The sequence below is a fragment of the Synechococcus sp. Nb3U1 genome (genome assembly GCF_021533835.1).
Lineage (GTDB): Bacteria > Cyanobacteriota > Cyanobacteriia > Thermostichales > Thermostichaceae > Thermostichus.
This window is the reverse complement of the sequence record NZ_JAKFYQ010000002.1, coordinates 462991-480523: the sequence shown is the minus strand read 5'-3', so window position 1 is coordinate 480523 and position 17533 is coordinate 462991. Positions and strand designations below refer to the sequence as shown.

16 protein-coding genes are annotated in these 17533 nt (G+C 55.3%); 8 read left to right on the top strand and 8 right to left on the bottom strand.

The genetic code is table 11. The annotated features are described in order from the left end of the window. Positions 1 to 29: 29 nt before the first annotated feature. Together L1047_RS12750 and L1047_RS12745 are read right to left on the bottom strand one after the other, a co-directional pair. Complete coding sequence (locus tag L1047_RS12750) at positions 30 to 416, bottom strand: hypothetical protein (RefSeq protein ID WP_235279342.1); 387 nt, start codon at positions 414 to 416, stop codon at positions 30 to 32. A 166-nt stretch (positions 417 to 582) separates the two neighbouring features. Next, a complete protein-coding gene (locus L1047_RS12745) occupies positions 583 to 1854 on the bottom strand; it encodes a class I SAM-dependent methyltransferase (protein WP_235279341.1) in 1272 nt (423 codons plus the stop codon). 121 nt (positions 1855 to 1975) lie between these two features. On the opposite strand from L1047_RS12745, the gene L1047_RS12740 reads away from it, so the two are divergent. The 3 genes from L1047_RS12740 (at position 1976) to L1047_RS12730 (ending at position 5269) form a co-directional block, all read left to right on the top strand. Beyond that, positions 1976 to 2794 (top strand): hypothetical protein, encoded by an 819-nt coding sequence (locus L1047_RS12740; protein ID WP_235279340.1) that lies wholly within the window; start codon positions 1976 to 1978, stop codon positions 2792 to 2794. A gap of 325 nt (positions 2795 to 3119) precedes the next feature. After that, the gene (locus L1047_RS12735) at positions 3120 to 4103 is read left to right on the top strand and encodes a PspA/IM30 family protein (RefSeq protein ID WP_235279339.1); all 984 of its coding nucleotides are present in this window, start codon (positions 3120 to 3122) and stop codon (positions 4101 to 4103) included. Between the two features lie 68 nt (positions 4104 to 4171). Then, positions 4172 to 5269: a mechanosensitive ion channel family protein gene (locus tag L1047_RS12730; protein WP_235279338.1), complete on the top strand. Its 1098-nt coding sequence runs from the start codon at positions 4172 to 4174 to the stop codon at positions 5267 to 5269. A 20-nt stretch (positions 5270 to 5289) separates the two neighbouring features. On the opposite strand, the gene L1047_RS12725 is transcribed toward L1047_RS12730, so the two are convergent. Continuing rightward, entirely contained in the window at positions 5290 to 6351 is a 1062-nt protein-coding gene (locus tag L1047_RS12725) for an LLM class flavin-dependent oxidoreductase (protein WP_235279337.1), read from the bottom strand. 251 nt (positions 6352 to 6602) lie between these two features. Between L1047_RS12725 and ilvB the strand changes: the two genes are divergently transcribed. Beyond that, complete coding sequence (ilvB, locus tag L1047_RS12720; protein WP_328286081.1) at positions 6603 to 8429, top strand: biosynthetic-type acetolactate synthase large subunit; 1827 nt, start codon at positions 6603 to 6605, stop codon at positions 8427 to 8429. Between the two features lie 136 nt (positions 8430 to 8565). Here ilvB and L1047_RS12715 read toward each other — a convergent pair whose 3' ends face one another. Further along, positions 8566 to 10173 (bottom strand): glycoside hydrolase family 57 protein, encoded by a 1608-nt coding sequence (locus L1047_RS12715; RefSeq protein WP_235279335.1) that lies wholly within the window; start codon positions 10171 to 10173, stop codon positions 8566 to 8568. 546 nt (positions 10174 to 10719) lie between these two features. On the opposite strand from L1047_RS12715, the gene L1047_RS12710 reads away from it, so the two are divergent. Then, the gene (locus L1047_RS12710; protein WP_235279334.1) at positions 10720 to 11721 is read left to right on the top strand and encodes a helix-turn-helix transcriptional regulator; all 1002 of its coding nucleotides are present in this window, start codon (positions 10720 to 10722) and stop codon (positions 11719 to 11721) included. A 40-nt stretch (positions 11722 to 11761) separates the two neighbouring features. Here L1047_RS12710 and L1047_RS12705 read toward each other — a convergent pair whose 3' ends face one another. Further along, complete coding sequence (locus tag L1047_RS12705; protein WP_235279333.1) at positions 11762 to 12568, bottom strand: phytanoyl-CoA dioxygenase family protein; 807 nt, start codon at positions 12566 to 12568, stop codon at positions 11762 to 11764. Positions 12569 to 12576: 8 nt separating this feature from the next. Further along, complete coding sequence (trpE, locus tag L1047_RS12700; RefSeq protein WP_235279332.1) at positions 12577 to 14070, bottom strand: anthranilate synthase component I; 1494 nt, start codon at positions 14068 to 14070, stop codon at positions 12577 to 12579. Between the two features lie 148 nt (positions 14071 to 14218). On the opposite strand from trpE, the gene L1047_RS12695 reads away from it, so the two are divergent. From L1047_RS12695 to L1047_RS12685, 3 genes are all read left to right on the top strand, one after another. After that, positions 14219 to 14770, top strand: a complete 552-nt coding sequence (locus tag L1047_RS12695; RefSeq protein WP_235279331.1) for an NUDIX hydrolase — start codon at positions 14219 to 14221, stop codon at positions 14768 to 14770. Positions 14771 to 14952: 182 nt separating this feature from the next. Further along, the gene (locus L1047_RS12690; protein WP_235279330.1) at positions 14953 to 15387 is read left to right on the top strand and encodes an SRPBCC domain-containing protein; all 435 of its coding nucleotides are present in this window, start codon (positions 14953 to 14955) and stop codon (positions 15385 to 15387) included. A 110-nt stretch (positions 15388 to 15497) separates the two neighbouring features. Beyond that, positions 15498 to 15782 carry a hypothetical protein gene (locus L1047_RS12685; RefSeq protein ID WP_235279329.1) on the top strand — a complete coding sequence of 95 codons (285 nt, stop codon included), beginning with the start codon at positions 15498 to 15500 and terminating at the stop codon, positions 15780 to 15782. 6 nt (positions 15783 to 15788) lie between these two features. Here L1047_RS12685 and raf1 read toward each other — a convergent pair whose 3' ends face one another. Continuing rightward, positions 15789 to 16895, bottom strand: a complete 1107-nt coding sequence (gene raf1 / locus L1047_RS12680; protein WP_235279328.1) for a RuBisCO accumulation factor 1 — start codon at positions 16893 to 16895, stop codon at positions 15789 to 15791. Positions 16896 to 17025: 130 nt separating this feature from the next. Then, complete coding sequence (locus L1047_RS12675; RefSeq protein ID WP_235279327.1) at positions 17026 to 17454, bottom strand: hypothetical protein; 429 nt, start codon at positions 17452 to 17454, stop codon at positions 17026 to 17028. Positions 17455 to 17533 lie beyond the last annotated feature (79 nt).

The following is a 17533-nucleotide window of genomic DNA, read 5'->3' as shown; positions in this document are numbered from 1 at the left end:
TCCGGCCCATCTGCAGCTCAACAGGTCGATTAACTGGAAGGTTGCGGATGTTGCTGGGCTTTGTTGCGTTTGTTCAGATGATGGGCAATGGGAATTGTGGCTAACAGGCTGATTGGGCCCATCACTAGCAGTCCACCCACAATCACGGCGGGAGGAGCAGCTTTGCGCCAGAAGGGATCCCCCACAGGCTTGGCTTTGTCGGAGGATTCTGTTTTTCCAGGAGCTGAAGAGGTGTTAGCCGGGCGGTCTTTTTCCCAATCTTGCATGGCGGCTTCCAGATCTGCCGCAGGGATCCCCAATTCTGTTGCCATTTCCAAGATTTGCTGGTGGGAAAAGGTTTCTGAGCGTTGAGCATGCAGAGCCATCGCCCGGGTCAAAATCTCTTCCACTTCCGATTGTTGGTAGGAACGACCCATAGCCCTAGCCCCCGATATCGCCTGTAGGGAAAATTATCCCCCTCCTTCTCCATCATCGCCCAACATTGGGGTCGGATCCCAGGCGGATCTCCACACTGACCCATAGGATCCCTGCTAAGCGCCATTAGAGCCAAACCAACCCGAGACTGTGAGCAGTTTGGTTCCCTTACAGGCTAGGTTGCAACATCACAAAAAGAAAGTCTTCCAAAGCCGTCAGGTAGGCCAGCACCTGATCGGTTGCTTTTTCCTCATCCAGGGATCCCAACCCAATGCCCCCTTGAATCAATTCCCGAACTGGGGTTAGCCCTTGCAGCAATGGAGCTAGCCACTTCAGTTTGTCAGGCGGAATGCTCAACTTGCCGTGGGTAGCACCTGTCCATTGCATTTCATAGGGCTGGTTGTCTTTCAAGGCTTTGTTGTATTCCTGATGAAAGCGAGAGCTGTCTAGCAAAATGGGGTTGAATTGTACGGATCCCTCCAACCAATCGGCCTCGCTCCAGGGAAACACCAAAGAGGATCCGGCGTGATCCACCCAAAAGTCGATGAGGCGATGGGCAGGGCAGATCAGCTCGTACAGGTGTAGGCGCTCCATGGGGCTTAGGTCTTCCAGTTTGCGCCGCACAAACTCCGGCACTTCTTTAAACAAAGACTCCACCGACCAATCGGGCATATCCACTAAGCCCAAAAAGCCTAGCTCGGCCTGCCGCAACATGTGAAACAAGTCAGGGATCGTAAAGCCTTTGTCGTTGGATAGCAGGTAGTTGTTCATTATGGCGGGATCCTCGGTGTAGTTGGCGGGATTCCAGAGCACTCCTTTGGCAATCTCCTCGTGCAGGGATCCCATGAACTCCCGTACATGTTTCGCCCCTGTGGCTGGAGCAACATCAAATTGTCCTACCATTTGAAAGGCTTCTTGCATGCGGAAGTACACCTGCCGTTGGTAGCGATGGTGGAGATTGGCGCGGATGATGCCCTCCGGCTTTAAGACACTTTTCATCGCCCGCAGACCATCGGTGGGATCCTCGAGCAAATACAACACATCATTCAAACTAATGAAATCGAACTGGATCCCGAGGCGATCCAGTTCCAGCAGATTGAGCACATAAAACTCGATATCTGTGAAGCCGTGATAGCGCAGCCGTTCTTCGGTGAGCTTGACGGAGGCTGGTGACAGATCAAAAGCAACAATTTTGGCCCCAGGATTGGCCTCCGCCATCATCAAAGTCTCCCAACCGGAGCCACAGCCCGCATTCAACAAAACCTTGCCTTCTGGCTCGATCACTGCATGGGTACGCACGTACTGAGCCGTGGTGTAGCTCATTTTGAACATCTCTGGCAGGGCATTGCGGGCCGTTTGCGAGAGGGGAACATTGGGGTAGGGCAGTGCTTCGTAAAGGGTGAGAGCCCGTTCCGAGGCAGAAAGGGTGCTACTGGCCATGAAGGGGGGGTAGAGCAGAATTTAAGATGAGTGTAGCCGCCGCGGTCTTATTCAGGATCCCTGATTGTCCTACAGGGTGAAACTGCCTCAAGAAATTGTTCGGATCCCCTGATAGCCACCTATGACCACCGCTTCACTGTCCCGTCGCCACCTCCGCTTCTCCCTGAAGAGCACCTTGCCCGCCGTTTTGGGGCTGCTGATCTGTGGTGGCATCCTGGTACAGATGCAGTTGCCCATGTTGGAGCGGATCAACCTGGGGGAATTGGAAAATGCCGAAGCCCGCAAAGATCGCAACATCGCCCTGGCCAATGCTTTGGGATGGCTGGGCTACCGCAACTTGGGAGCCTCTTGGCTATGGCTGGAGCTGATCCAGTACTACGGGGATGGCCCCGGGCGCACCCTGACCGGCTATGGCTTGGCCTACGACTACTTCGACCATATGACCCGGCTGGATCCCAATTTTTTCTTGGGCTATCGGCTGTCCAGCCTGGTCTTGGCCTACCGGGCCGGACAACCGCAGCAAGCGATTGAAATTCTAGATCGCGGCATTCAGCAATTTACGCCCGAGACCAACCCTGACGCATGGCGACTTTACGTGGATCGAGCCTTGCTGAACTTTCTCTTCTTGGGCGATGCGGAAGCAGGCCGAGACGACTACTACCAAGCTGCCGCTTGGCGGGAACAGGTGGGCTTGCCAGGGGATGATTTTCGCCAATTGGGGGACAACATCGCCCGTAGCCCCCTCAGTCGTCGAGCCCGGTTTGATGCTTGGATGAGCGTGTTCAACTCCACCACCGACCGGGATACTCGCATTTTTGTCCTAGAACAACTGGCCCAGTTGGGTACCGTCCTGCAGATCTTGCCTACTGGCGAGATTGAGATCTTGGCCCCACCCCTGCCAGAGTTCCCGGACGAGGAGCCTTACCTTTTGCGCCTATAAGTTTGTGCTTAATAAATGCATCTACAGTGCATTGGTGAAAATTGCGCCTTAGGGTTGTGACGTTGGCAAACGATGTGAGCTAAGCTCTAACCCAAATCATGCTAAGCCCATGAGCCGACTCGTTAAGAGCCGTACCCTTTTTGTCAAGAAAGTTTACTTTTTTGACACAGAAAAATGTTAGTCCCAATACCTTTGTGAGAGGGGCTTGTGGTTAGGCTCTACTGCAAGCTTCTGTGACGCTCTGGGTTTGCCTTGGGTTCCCGAAGTTCCCGGACTTTTTATTTCTTAATTTTTGTTCTTGATCTGCACGATAGGAGTGACCCCCATGACCTCAAGAACTTCTTCCCTGGTGACTGTGGCTGCCCTTGCAGGCGCTGGGTTTGCCCTTCCGGTGGCGGCACAGGCGCAATCTTCGGGTACAGCGCGAGTACGCTCAGTGGTGGATGGAGATACCTTTTGGGCGGATCTGAACGGCAGGCCTACCCGGTTTCGACTCTCCTACGTGGATGCGCCGGAGCTGACCCAGGGGCGGTGGGGGCGGCTGTCTCAGGAGGCTTTACAAAACATTATCCCGACGGGATCCCTGGTGCAGGTGGATACCCTCTATGTCACCCCCGAGGGACTGCACATCGCCCAGGTCTACAACTCCGACGGCCTGGTGAATTTGGAGATGTTGCGCCAGGGACATGCGGTGGTTTATGAGCGCTTTTTGCACGGGGCCAATCGTCAGCGCTATTTGGAAGCCCAAGAGGGGGCACAGACAGCTCGGCTGGGATTTTGGCAGCAACGCAACCCGGTAATGCCCTGGGAGTTTCGGGAGGCGGGGATGCAAACCTCTGCCTTTGCCGGGGCGAATGTTTTGAATGGCTCCTTCATCCGCGAAAACCCGACGGCGGCTGCGGGTGTGGGCATCGCCACAGTGGTGGTGATGGTGGGTCTGAGCAAGTTGCTCTGGAAAAAGCCCAGCCAGAAGAAAGTGAGCATCCGGCAAATGGAGCGGGATCTCAAACAGTTACAGCGCAGCTTGACCACGACCCTGGCCAGCCGCAAACAACTGGAACGGCAGTACGACGAGATTTTGCAAAAGGCAGAGGATTGGTATGTCCGGGCGGAGCAGGCCACCCAACACCACAACGACAGCCTGGCCCGAGATGCTTTGGTACAGCGGAATCAACACATGAGTGCGGCTGAAGCGGTACGCAAATCTCTGGATGAAGTGGAAGCGCAAGTGGTAACCCTTCGGGAGGGCATTTCCCGCGTTGAAAGCCAAATCTCGATGGCCAAGTTGGAACGGGAGATGAACAATTGAATTGAATCCGTTGAATCCGCTAGGAACTGGCAGGTTGAGGCGGTAAGCCACCTGGACGGAGTTTGCCTATGGAGTGGTTGCAAGGGCTGGAGATGAGCCGAGGGTGGGCCCAGGTGGGGGTGATCACCCTGGTGGGGATGCTGGCCTTCGGATTGGGCCGTTGGATCCCGAAATGGCTGAAGCCGACGGTGAAGCGATGGGCCAGCCCGGATGTGGCGGAAGTGTACGAGCGCACGGTGGATCCCTACGCGGGATTGATCGGGTTGGTGGTGACGCTGCTGCTGGCAGAAGTGGCCTTGCTGGTGTTGCCGCGGGGCTTGTGGTTGCACCTGACGGAGCTGGGGGTGAGCCTGGCCCTGACAATAGCTCTGGCTTGGCTGTTGACCCGGTTGGTGAAAGGCTTTGCCGATGTTTATCTGCGGGATACGGCCCTCAAGGGGGGGCGCAAGGTCAATAGTGAATTGCTGATCGTCGGGCGGATCAGTGCCAATCTGGCGATCGGCTTTTTGGCGCTATTGCTCTTTGCCCAAAGCCATCAGATCAATGTGGTAGGCCTGTTTGCCAGCTTGGGCATTGGGGGGTTGGCGGTGGCTTTTGCGGCCCAAAAAACCCTGGAGCAACTGCTGGGGGGCATTGTTATCTATGTGGATCGGCCTTTTGTGGTGGATGACTACATTGGTCTGCCGGATGGCACCTTTGGTCGTGTGGAGTCGATTGGCTTGCGCTCGACCCGCATTCGCACCTCGGGAAAAGGCACATTGGTGATTGTGCCCAATAGCGCCCTCACACAGGTGAGTATCGAGAACTTCACCGGGGCAAAGAAGGTGATGTCGCTGATTTATCTGACCTTTCAGCGCCTCTTGCCCGAGGAAGAAAAAGCCCTGATTCGGCAGGTGATTTTAGAAAGCACCCGCGATATTTTTGGCATTGATTCTCGCAATACCGACCTTACCTTCCGGGAGCTGGCAGCCCAGGGATCCCAGCCCGCTCGTAGTCAGGCTCAACTGACCTTTTTCATTCTGGGATCCGGAGAAGTTTCGATGGATTTACGCCGACAACTGCTGGATTTAGCCAACGAAACCATCACCCAAAAGCTGAAGGAATACGGGATTGTCTTTGAAATTCAGGATCCCACCATTTATGTGGATGCCCCGATTACGATCTAATCTTCTGATCCAACTAATCTTTAGATATAAGCCGGTTGCAATACTTGGCGGCAATTGACCAAAGGTATCACCCGTTCCCCAAACCGCTGCACATCGGCGATGAAATCCGGGAAGGTGAAGAGGATCCCGTCGATGCTGGTTTGGCTGGCAATGCGATCCAGCTCTTGGGCCACGGTTTCATAGGAGCCAATGATAGTAGGGATCCCCATAAACGCTTCCGCCTGATAGCGTTTCACATTCACCCCCACCGGATCGGTATTGGCCGCCCCTTTCCAACCCAGCAAGGCTTCGATGTCTCCCCCTTCCATGTAGTGCTCGGCAGTGGCTTGGGCTTCTGCATCGGTTTCTCCCATCACCACCGTAAACAAAGCATAGGTACCCACCTGGCGCCCCACCTGTTGGCCAAACTCCTTCAACCGATCACTGATGCGAGCTGCTTCTTCAAAGGGAGCCAAGATGAAATTGTGGTTACCCATTTCCGCCGTAAAGCGCATGCCCCGCTCTGAGTGTCCCGCACAAACAATCGGAATCTCTCGGGAGGGCCGAGGCTGACAAAGGCAATCTTCCAACTGAAAATACTTACCCTGATAGGTGACGCGCCCCTGCTCCCAGAGCAGCTTCATCACCCGCACATACTCGGTGGCGTAGTCGTAGCGATAGCTGTAGTATTCATCCCCTGGCCACAGGCCCATTTGCGCATATTCCAACTTGTTCCAGCCAGTCACGATATTCAGGCCAAACCGCCCATGACTGATATCGTCCAAGGTTACGCACATGCGAGCGGCCACGGCAGGGTGAAGAGTGGGCAGGGCCACCGACGCGTAGAGATGGATCTTTTCTGTCACCGCCGCCAAGCCCGCCATCAAGGTAAAAGACTCCAGGGCATGATCCCAAAACTGGGTTTCCCCCTTAAAGCCCCGCCACTTGATCATGGAGAGGACAAACTCGAAACCGTACTGCTCCGCCAGCAGGGTGATCTGCTTGTTTAGCTCAAAGGTGGGCATATACTGGGGTGAATTGACAGAGATGATCCAGCCGTTGTTGGCGATGGGAATAAAGACCCCAAACTGCAGATAACCCATAAGCAAGACCTCTCTGGCAAAAAATTTGCAAGCCTCCGTGGAGGACGAGCCTAAGCCCGCAGCCTTATCTAAGCCGGTTAAACCCCAGAAAATTGTGTGCAACACTACGGAGAATGGATAGCTGGGATCCCGACCGTGAAAGTCTCAACTTCGGAGCAAACCGCTGCTAGACTGTAGAATCAAATACAAAGTTGGCCCATTTTCGGCCAGTACCTTGTCCGTGCTGGCTCCCCTGGGGGAGCGTTTTTGGCATTCGGTCATCTCAGCGGGGAGAAGACATCGTGGCGACTGGTGGATATGCGTTGGTGGATAGCCTGCATCGGCATGGGGTGCAGCACATTTTTGGCTATCCCGGTGGGGCGATCCTGCCCATCTACGACGAGCTGTACAAAGCTGAGTCGCAAGGGCTCCTCAAGCACTATCTAGTACGCCACGAACAAGGGGCTGTCCACGCTGCCGATGGGTATGCCCGTGCCACCGGCAAAGTTGGGGTGTGTTTTGCAACCTCTGGGCCGGGGGCTACCAACCTGGTCACGGGTATTGCCAACGCCATGATGGATTCGGTGGGCATGGTGGTGATCACGGGTCAGGTGCCCCGCCATTTAATCGGCACTGATGGCTTTCAAGAGACCGATATTTTTGGCATTACCCTGCCCATTGTCAAGCACTCCTACGTGGTACGGGATCCGCGCGAGATGTCCCGGGTTGTGGCGGAAGCCTTTCACATCGCCGGTACGGGGCGACCGGGGCCAGTGTTGGTGGATATTCCCAAGGATGTGGGCCTTGAAGAGTTTGACTATCAACCCGTCAGCGAGATCAATATCCCCGGCTACAAGCCCACCGTGCGGGGCAACCCCCGGCAAATTCATGCTGCCGCCAAGCTGATTCTGCAGGCTAAACAGCCCCTGCTCTACGTGGGGGGCGGGGCGATCATCTCCGGTGCTCACGCGGAAATTGCCGAGTTGGCCCAGACCTATCGGATCCCGGTCACCACCACCCTGATGGGCAAAGGGGCCTTTGACGAGAACGATCCTCTGTCGGTGGGGATGTTGGGCATGCACGGCACCGCCTATGCCAACTTTGCCGTGACCGAGTGTGACCTGCTGATTGCCGTGGGGGCCCGTTTCGATGACCGGGTGACGGGTAAGCTAGACGAGTTTGCCAAGCACGCCAAGGTGATCCACATCGATATTGACCCAGCCGAGGTGGGCAAAAATCGTGGACCAGATGTGCCGATTGTGGGGGATGTACGCACCGTTTTGGTGGAGATGCTGGCCCAACTGAGCAAAATGCCCTCTACCCCTGGCCTTACCCAAGCTTGGTTGGATCGGGTGGAGCGATGGAAACGGGATTACCCCCTGCAAGTGCCCAGTTACGAAGGGGTGATTGCCCCCCAACAGGTGATCGATGCCTTCCGTCGTCATGCACCTCACGCCTACTACACCACCGATGTCGGTCAGCACCAAATGTGGGCGGCCCAGTTCCTGCGCAACGGGCCGCGCCAGTGGATTTCCAGTTCCGGGCTAGGCACCATGGGCTATGGGTTCCCGGCAGCGATGGGGGCCAAAGTGGCGCTGCCGGAGCATGAGGTGATCTGCATTAGCGGCGATGCCAGCTTCCAGATGAATCTGCAGGAGCTAGGCACGGTTGCCCAGTATGGGATTGCCACCAAAGTTGCCATCATCAACAACGGCTGGCAGGGGATGGTGCGCCAGTGGCAGCAAGCCTTTCATGGGGAGCGCTATTCCCACTCCGATATGGCCCCCGGTATGCCGGATTTTGTCAAGTTGGCGGAGGCTTTTGGGGTAAAAGGGATCCGCGTCGATCACCCCGATCAACTGGAGGATGCCGTTCAGGAGATCCTCAAGCATGAGGGGCCGGTGCTGGCGGATTTTGTTGTCAAGCGGGATGAAAACTGCTATCCAATGGTGCCCTCCGGCAAAGCCAACCATCAGATGATTGGGATCCCGGATAAACGGCAATTGGAGCAGGCGGCGGAGTTGATCTACTGCCCCAACTGTGGCACCAAAAATCCTACCCTGCACAAGTTCTGCACCGAATGTGGCACAAAACTGTAGAGTCTATGGGCCGGGATCCATCAACCCAGCTAACTTTTAAGGGGTTCGGGGAGCTATCAGTCCCGCGCTGTCCAACTCGCCACCAACGGATATTGGGATCCCTAGTTTCCGCCTGATAGGGATCCCGCTTCTACTCCTACAACGGTCGGTAGGTGCGGTAGTTAATATTCGGGAAAATATTGTCCATGTACTCCACCTTAGAAAGCCATTCTTCCTCTTCTGGCCTGGCCTTCTCCCGCCGAAACTGGCCTTCTTTAATTTTTTCGTAGAGGTGGTTAAAGCGCAGCAGATGAGATTTGGTACGGCGTACCGCGTAAGGCACCATCGTACCCGTGCGCATAATGAAAGCCCAATCGGAAGACTGTGCCAAAAGCAGTTCTCGGGCTGCCTGATTCAACGCCCGCCACTCCAGATCATCAGCAGGTTCGCGGTAGCTTAACTCGATCATCCGCTCCGTTGCCTTATGCAAATGGGGGTAGATCCAGGCATTGGTTGGGTTGAGCCAATACTCGTGAAACCCGCGCGCCCCCCAACTGGATTGAGCCGGTTTACACACCTGTTGGGTTGGGTTTTCCCGCAGATATTCCGCCAGATGGGTCATGCGGTAGGTGGATTGGTCGAAATAGCTCTTGCGAATCAGGTAGTCGATGAACCAAGGCCCTTCGTACCACCAATGGCCGAACAGTTCGGCATCGTAGGGGGCAACCACCAGCGGCGGACGGCCCATCACCCCGTAGAGGTGCTCAATCTGTCGTTGGCGATTGAACATGAAGTTGCCTGCATGCTCTGCCGCTTTTTCCCGCGCCCAGTAGGGGTCGTACAGTTGCTTTTGGCCTAAATCGAGGTTGCGTCCGGTGATGCGGTGGTACTTGATGCCCGTATTTTTCCGTTGGCCATTGGGCATGATGTAGGGCTTGATGTACTCATAGTCGGCCTCATAGCCCAGATCTTTGTAAAACTCGCGGTAGACGGGATCCCCGGGGTAGCCCACTTCCGCCGACCATACCTGCTGAGAGGATTCGTGATCGCGCCCGAAAACCGCAACTCCTGTCTCGGTAAAAATGGGGGCGTAAATGCCATGACGGGGCCGGGGTTTGGCATAGAGAATGCCGTGGCCATCGGTGATCATGTAGCGCAGGCCCACATCAGCGATCATCCGCTCTAGGCCCTGGTAGTAGGCACATTCCGGCAGCCAAATGCCTCGCGGCCACTGACCAAAATGTTCGTTGTAGTGTTCACAAGCGGTGAGCAACTGCGACCATACCGCCTGGGGATACATTTGCATCAAAGGCAGGTAGCCGTGGGTAGCCCCACAGGTGATGATCTCCAGGTTGCCGCTGTCTTGAAAGCCCTTAAACGCCTTGACCAAGTCCCGATCGTAGCGTTCCCACAAATCCCGGACTCTAGAAAACTCCTTGACGTAGTTCTCCGCCAGATAGCGAATGTGACCATTGGTAACGTTTTTGTCGTATTCCAGTTGGGCCAATTCTTCCAGCTTGGTCAAGTATTCGTCGTAGCGCTCCTGCAGCAAGGGATCCCGCAGCATCGACACCAAAGGCGGCGTCAAGGACATGGTGAAGCGAAAATCGATCCCATCTCGCTGTAGCCCCTCAAACATATGCAGCAGGGGGACGTAGGTCTCCGTGATGGCTTCGTAGAGCCACTCCTCTTCCAGCACAAAATCTTGCTCGGGGTGGCGCACAAACGGCAGGTGAGCATGGAGTACCAACGCGAGATAACCCATATCAGCCAGGGATCCTCAGACGAACGGATAAACCTCAACCTCCCCATCCAGTCACTCTCAGTAAATCTGTAGAGAAGGTTAAGACTGTGATTGCTACCTATCGTCCAGCATTTCAACCCCTGGGTCAAGGGCTGGGATCGCTGGGGATCGCTAACGAGAAGGGGGAATAGGGATCCCTGTGGGGCTTAGCTAATGGGGGGTTGAGGGAGCTATAAGCCCCGCACTGTACCTGTAGCTTGCTTCCCAAAGGGTAGAGTCAGCGTCGGGATACATGGACTCCCCAAGAGTGTCGATGGGATTCCATCAAAGCTAACGATTGACCGCGACCCTAATGCAGCAATTAATATCGAGTATCTGGCGGTAGGGCATTCCGTCAGTCAAGCTCAGGTAACGTTCGTTCACAAAGCGTCTCTAAAGGAGAATGTGATAGCAGGAGTCACTGAGAAGCCCGTACTCTATGCGTCAGCAATGTTGGCGTAGCCTGCCGTAGGCATAGCGCGGGAGTCTGTCACCAAGCATCAGAAAACCGCCCCGTGGCTTGAGGTCATGTATCACCCCACCAGTCGCGTCTTAACCCTATTGGAACTGCTGCAATCGCAAGCCCAGATCGGCGGGCCGGAATTGGCAGAACGCCTAGAAGTGGATCGACGCACCATCCGCCGCTACATCGAGCAACTCCAGGAGCTCGGGATCCCGGTGGAAGGGGAAAGAGGCCGTTATGGGGCCTACCGCCTGCGCCCAGGGTATAAACTGCCACCGCTAATGTTTTCCAACGATGAGGCGATCGTGCTGATGTTGGGCCTGCTCCTGGCCAAGCAGGCGGGGGTGGATAGCGCGGAACGAATGGTCGAGGGATCCCTGGCCAAGCTGCTGCGGGTCATGCCTCCCGATCTACGGGAACGAGCGGAAGCCCTGCAGATGGCCCTGATGATCTCCGGCTCAACCCCGCAAGTGGGGGCGGTGGATCAAAGGGTGATCGCTCAGCTTAGTCTTGCCATTCACCGCGGACAGCAGGTGCAGCTCAGGTACAAAACCCCCGCTCGGGATCCCATCGCTAGCCCTAGGCTGACGGAGCGGGTATTGGATCCCTATGGGTTGGTGCTGCACAGTCGCCGTTGGTATGCGGTGGGCTATTGTCATCTGCGGCAGGATTTACGCAGTTTTCGTTTGGATCGGGTGCAGTCTTGTCAACTTCTGAGTAGTACCTTTACCCAACCCCAAAACTTCAATGCACTGCGGTTTTTAGAACAGAGCTTGGCCCAGGTGACGGGCCAGTACGAGGTGGAAGTGCTCATTCAGGGATCCCTGGAAGAGATCAGGCAGCGCTTGCCCTACACCTTGGGAGATTTGCAAGAAACAGAAGAGGCCGGGATCCGTCTGCGAGGTTCGGTACACTGCCTGCGTTGGTTTACCTGTGTGATGTTGGAGATGGGTTTTCCCTGGCAGGTTGTGCATCCCCAAGAACTGTGGCGGGAGGTGGAACAGTTGCACCATCGCCTTGGGCAGATGTTGGCCTGTTCAAGAGTATCTTCAGTGGAGGGCTACTGAAAAGCCCGATCTGTACCCGCTAGGGTCAGCGTCGGGTAGTTTACAGAATCTCAGCAGCGAGAAACAGGCGTTGGTGCTCAGCAGGGATCCGTTCTCGTTCGGCAGTGGGGATCACGAGAGGAGATTGTTGGTTGTAATTGACGGGATCCCGAAACCAAGCGCGGCTGTAGGTGTTATAGAGCAGAGGGCGTGGGGCGGCAGAACGATTGGCTCGACCCAGGTGAATGAGGCGGTAATCGAAAATGAGACAGGATCCCTTGGCTATCGGCGGATCCACATAGAGCATCTGCTTGGCCAGTTCTGTGTAATGAGCATCATAGACCGCATGGCTACCTGGCCAAAGGCGGGTCATGCCATTTTCTTCGTTCACATCCACCAAAGGAATGAGTAAATTGAGGGCATAGCAGGGGATAAGCGCATCCAACATCTCATCCCCAAACAGATGAGACAAATCCCGGTGCACCTGTTGATCGGCGGATCCCGGCAAAGAAACCACTGCCCCGAACCCACTTAAGAGCAGCTCCGGCCCCAAAATTCGCTTCAGGATGGGCAAGAGCAAGGGGTGGGCGTAAAAGAGGGGATCGTTAAAAGGTGGCTCTAAGCGGACGGTCACCATCACCCGTCTATTACCTACCAACAAAGCATCGGCGTGGGTGGCACTGGCGCAGTACTGGCTGTAGGTTTCCAGAAACGCCCCGTGCAGGATATCAATAGCTTCCGGCTCAAATACCTCTTGCAACAGAAGATATCCCTCAGAGGCAAACAATTGAAAAGCCTGCTCCACAGTTGTCGGTTGTGGAGTCTGGGCCGCTTTTTCCTCAGGGCTGAACTGCAACTGGGCTAGCATTTCCCTCGTCACTCCTGTAGGCTGGCCAACGCCATTAACATGCCCCGGGCTTTGTTTAAGCATTCCTGATATTCTTGCTCGGGATCCGAATCAGCGACAATGCCTGCCCCAACTTGGAGTGTTACCTGGCCGTTTTGCATCATTAGGGTACGGATCGTAATCGCCGTGTTCAGTTGGCCAGAAAAATCATAGTACCCATAGGCACCAGAATAGGGCCCCCGTCGGGATCCCTCCAGCTCATGGATAATCTGCATGGCGCGGATTTTCGGAGCACCCGTAACCGTTCCGGCAGGAAACGTGGCTCGCAAGAGATCCCAGGCACTGTGTTTGGGATCCAGTTGCCCGACGACGTTGCTAACGATGTGCATGACATGGCTGTAGCGTTCGATCTGCATCAGGTCATCCACCTGTACGGATCCCAGCTTGCACACGCGTCCCAGATCATTACGGCCCAGATCCACCAGCATCACATGTTCGGCCCGTTCTTTGGGATCCGCCAGCAGATCTTGCTCCAGCTCCCGATCCTCCGCTGGCGTGCCCCCCCGTGGGCGGGTGCCGGCAATCGGTCGCACGGTGGCTATGGGTTCCCCGCCAACCTGACTCAGCTTCACCATCACCTCCGGGCTAGAGCCGATCAGGTACAGATCCCCGAACTGCATAAAGGCCATGTAGGGGGAAGGGTTGATCAGGCGCAGAGAGCGATAGAGATGAAAGGGATCCCCGTAGAAAGAAGTGGTAAACCGCTGCGAGAGCACCACCTGAAAAATATCCCCAGCCCGGATATGGTCTTTCGCTTGTTGGACGGCCTGTTGATAGGCCTGCGAGCTCATGTTACTGGGGGGGATACCAGTGGGAAGTTGCGGTTTCCAATTGAGGCTGAGGTTGGCGGTGGAAACCGGGGCGCTTAATTGTTGTACCAGCCGTTCCACCCGTTGGCAGGCTTGTTCGTAGGCTTGCTCGGCAGAGTGTTGGCGGGTATCGGCAAAGGCCACCACCCAAATTTTGCGCTTCACCTGGTCAAACAGGAGAATGCTATCCACCTGCATGAAAATGGCATCCGGCGGATCCCCTGTTTGGGCCGGGTAGATCGGCACTTTTGGCTCGATCCAATGGATCAGTTCATAGCCCCAGTAGCCGAACAAACCCCCAATGCTACTGGGCAACTCGGGCAAATGCACCGGCTGATAGGGCTGCAAGCACTGGGCCAAAATATCGAAGGGATCCCCTTGGTGCTGTTCTTGCTGGCCATTCCGATGAACTTGTAGCGCTTGATCCCCACGCACTTCTAGGGTCCAGAGGGGGTCACACCCCAAAAAGCTGTAGCGGGCAATTTGATCCCCTCCCTCCACCGATTCCAGCAAAAAATTGTAGGGCTGACCAGCACAGACCCGATACCAGGCGGAAACAGGGGTTTCCAGATCCGCCACCCATTCCTGGTATACCGGGATGAAATTGCCTTGTTCTGTCAGGGCCAGAAAGTCCTTCAGGGGCGGATGAATCATAACCCTCAGCATCTTGTGCAACACCGTCTCCTGACTCTATCCCAATCCAGGGATCCCACAACAACAGAGCTAGCGGCTGCGGTCGGAGCTCTCCCCCACACCAGAAGCGATTAAGCTGGGTGCGGCCCCACTCTCCTGGACTCTTGCCATGTCAAATCCCTCGCAGGTTATTCGTGAGCGTCTGCGCTTCCAAGGCTACAAATACACCTTTGTCAGCCAGAGGATGCGCTTTCCCAATGGCAAAGAGGGGGAGCGAGAATACCTCATCCATCCCGGTGGGGCAGTGGTGGTACCGATGACGGCGGCGGGGAAATTTGTCTGTATCCGTCAATATCGCTTTGCGGTTGCCTCCTACATTTATGAGTTTCCGGCAGGCACCCTCGAACCGGGCGAACATCCCGATGCAACGATTCGGCGGGAGCTCGAAGAAGAAACAGGGTTGCGTGCCCATCGCTGGGATTCTTTGGGGCAGTTTTATCTGTGTCCTGGCTACTCCGATGAGATCATGTACGCCTATTTGGCGCGAGACCTGGAAGTGCTGGACTCCCCCCCCGACAAAGATGAGGATGAAGATATTACAGTAGTAGAATTTTCCCCTGCCGAGCTAACAGAGATCGCCCGTTTTGGCATAGATCTGGATAGTAAATCCATTACCTGTTTTTGGCGAGCCCAGATGTTTTTGGCCGCAGAGAATGGCTAGGGAGTTCTTTGAACTTAAATCTTGCCCAGCTTCAGGATCGGCTATTTCTCCCCAGCATGGCCTTCATTTTCACACTGTGGCTAGTCCTGCCAACCGGATCAGGAAAGGTAGAGAATCGCCACATCTCACCCACAGGCAGTCTCTAGACTGTACAGAGCAGTGTTCCTGTTCAGCAAGGTGTCATGAAAGAGATCTCCACCAGCATTGACATCAATGCCTCTGTGCAAAAGGTGTGGCAGATTTTGATGGACTTTTCTGCCTACGAGCAGTGGAACCCGTTTATTCGCTCGATTGAGGGCCAGGCAAGGGAGGGATCCCAGTTGCAAGTGCAAATTCAACCACCAGGGGGGCAGAGGATGGCATTCAAACCCACAGTTGTGGCAGTTCTACCTGAACGTGAGTTTGGCTGGCTGGGCCATTTCATTCTGCCGGGATTATTTGATGGAGAACATCGCTTCCAATTGGAAACCCTAGGAGAGCACCGGGTGCGGCTAACCCACAGTGAGCGCTTCTCGGGGTTGCTCTTACCGCTACTGTCTAAGAGTTTGGATACAACGGTTCGCCAAGGGTTTGAAGCGATGAACCAAGCCCTCAAGTCTCGGGCAGAAACAGGATGATCTCGATGAGAGCAAAGCAAAGCTAATTGGCTTTCTAATTAGAATTCTAATTAGGGCTGATTATGCCCTATTCAGACCTTAAGCTGGGATCATGATTTGGAGGGATCCCGATGTCGAAACAGACCACGAGCCCCTACAGCTTGCACTGGATCTTGGCCCGCCAGGTATTGAACCCTAGCCCCAGTCCTTCCCTCACAAGCCGTCCCGGATCTGGTTCTGACCGGAGTGGAGTTATGGCCCAAAAGCCTCCCTCCGGCCTCAAGCCACTCCTCAAACAGGCACAATACTTTCTCCAGCAGCAGATCAGGAATCATCCGGTGTATGTTCGCCACCCAGACACCCAAGAGTGGATACAAGTTGCTCCGGGGGAGTTGCCGCCACAGCTGACCCGTTGAAGGCTCCTATTCATCCAACTGCCAGGGATCCTGAGCCACGACTTCATCCAAAATTCGGGGAGGTCGCACCGCCATCAGCACCCGACCGAAGAGGGAAACTGACCCTGAGTCTTCCCGCCACTCCACCTCCAGAGATCCTGCTCGATCAATCAAGAAAAAGCCTTCTGACTGCCACTGACGCACCGCCCGATCAACCACCAACAGCACCGGATCCTGTGCTTCTTCTGGGGGTATCTGCTGATTGAGAAGTGTGCCCAGGAGCCGATTCTCAATGGGAATAGCCACCGGATCCCTGGCCGATTGGATCACCGACCACGCTGGCAATGCCACCCAAGTCTGCTGGCCCTGACTGTGGATCAAGTGATAAGGCCCCTCGGGTTCAGGGGTGATCTGTTGTTCCCATGCCGCAGTGGACAGGGGGAGGGATCCCACCACCGGCAGCAGGCGGGGCAGATCTTCTTCCAGCCGAAACACAGATAGCTTGGGCAAGATCTTTCGTTGGGAGCCACCGGAGGAACTGGCGGCAACCGTGGACAAGAGCCGCTCAATCTGTTGCCGGGCTCCGTCGCTATGCACGTACTGAAAGGCTCGACCAATGGCGCGGGTACGCTCTTGCAGGTCGCTGGTTTGTTGGGCGGTTTTCCAAGCTTGATAGGCCACCGCATCGCCGGGGTGATCCCCAAACCCTTCCGGTCGCTCCCGCAGTTGGGCATAATTTTTCACGGCGCGGGCGATCTCGTGAGCATCGTCGGCATTTAAGTTGCGATTGAGGATTAGTTCCGCCACTTGTACCCGGTCTTTGGGGGAAAGAATGCGCAGTTCGTAGAGAATATCGCTGCCTTTGCGGCCAAAGTACTCCAAGACTGCGGGGCTGGCTCCGGCTTTAGCCATCCCCTCATAAACCTGGGATCCGACGACGATTTGGTTTTGGTGAATGGGCTCAAACCCCGTTGCTTCAAAGATCACCTGTGGGGTCATTTTCTGTCGTTGCAACAAGGTTTGGCAGGCTTGTGCCCAATCCAGCCAACTGCCCTCTTTGCGGCGCAGCTGCATTAACAATGTGTCGGGCTCCTCTTCTTCTGTAGCAGGGTTTTCCGGCTTGTACTGACTCATCCAGGTTTTCCTTACTGCACAACGCTAAGCCCCCGTTTCTTGAGACGATGGGCGGCGGGGCTAGGAACGATCTTAAAGCGGTTTCGGAAAGCCGGAGTCGGGATCCGGTTCACCCGTGGTTTCAGATGCCCTAAAGTAAGAAATAGTCATCAGAGTCGAGCTTGTATTCCTCCCACCGCTCCTCTACGGGAGAGCAGGAGGCTTCTGCTGCTCTAGCTGAGAGTTGAGACATTGAGGAGATAGGTAACACAATGCGATCAACTGTCTCGGCCTGCTGGCGAGCTGTCTCGGCCTGCTGGCGAGCTGTCTCGGCCTGCTGGCGAGCTGTCTCGGCCTGCTGGCGAGCTGTCTCGGCCTGCTGATAACAAACTTGTTTCAACTCGCTCAACCAATTGCTGTGCTCTTGGGCAACCATCAGCTGTTGTTGAACAGTTTCTTTCAGGTTGGTCAGATCATCTTTGACCAAGCTGATGGTCTCCGTTAAGGTCAGCACGGCACCCACTAGGCGATCCAGTCGGAAGTCAATCTGATCGAAGCGATCGTTGCTTTGTATCTTCATACGTCTTATGTCTTCAGTTCATGTCTGCAGTGAGCAGTCAATGAGATTGAACCTGGCGAAGGGAAGTGCTTTGAATCCG

Bases quoted from the DNA above. Each gene is read 5' to 3' on its own strand.
- trpE (WP_235279332.1), bottom strand. From the start codon at position 14,070: ATGATTCATCCGCCCCTGAAGGACTTTCTGGCCCTGACAGAACAAGGC.
- L1047_RS12710 (WP_235279334.1), top strand. From the start codon at position 10,720: ATGTATCACCCCACCAGTCGCGTCTTAACCCTATTGGAACTGCTGCAA.
- L1047_RS12675 (WP_235279327.1), bottom strand. From the start codon at position 17,454: ATGAAGATACAAAGCAACGATCGCTTCGATCAGATTGACTTCCGACTG.
- L1047_RS12745 (WP_235279341.1), bottom strand. From the start codon at position 1,854: ATGGCCAGTAGCACCCTTTCTGCCTCGGAACGGGCTCTCACCCTTTAC.
- L1047_RS12695 (WP_235279331.1), top strand. From the start codon at position 14,219: ATGTCAAATCCCTCGCAGGTTATTCGTGAGCGTCTGCGCTTCCAAGGC.
- L1047_RS12690 (WP_235279330.1), top strand. From the start codon at position 14,953: ATGAAAGAGATCTCCACCAGCATTGACATCAATGCCTCTGTGCAAAAG.
- L1047_RS12715 (WP_235279335.1), bottom strand. From the start codon at position 10,173: ATGGGTTATCTCGCGTTGGTACTCCATGCTCACCTGCCGTTTGTGCGC.
- L1047_RS12705 (WP_235279333.1), bottom strand. From the start codon at position 12,568: ATGCTAGCCCAGTTGCAGTTCAGCCCTGAGGAAAAAGCGGCCCAGACT.
- L1047_RS12735 (WP_235279339.1), top strand. From the start codon at position 3,120: ATGACCTCAAGAACTTCTTCCCTGGTGACTGTGGCTGCCCTTGCAGGC.
- L1047_RS12750 (WP_235279342.1), bottom strand. From the start codon at position 416: ATGGGTCGTTCCTACCAACAATCGGAAGTGGAAGAGATTTTGACCCGG.
- raf1 (WP_235279328.1), bottom strand. From the start codon at position 16,895: ATGAGTCAGTACAAGCCGGAAAACCCTGCTACAGAAGAAGAGGAGCCC.
- L1047_RS12725 (WP_235279337.1), bottom strand. From the start codon at position 6,351: ATGGGTTATCTGCAGTTTGGGGTCTTTATTCCCATCGCCAACAACGGC.
- L1047_RS12685 (WP_235279329.1), top strand. From the start codon at position 15,498: ATGTCGAAACAGACCACGAGCCCCTACAGCTTGCACTGGATCTTGGCC.
- L1047_RS12730 (WP_235279338.1), top strand. From the start codon at position 4,172: ATGGAGTGGTTGCAAGGGCTGGAGATGAGCCGAGGGTGGGCCCAGGTG.
- L1047_RS12740 (WP_235279340.1), top strand. From the start codon at position 1,976: ATGACCACCGCTTCACTGTCCCGTCGCCACCTCCGCTTCTCCCTGAAG.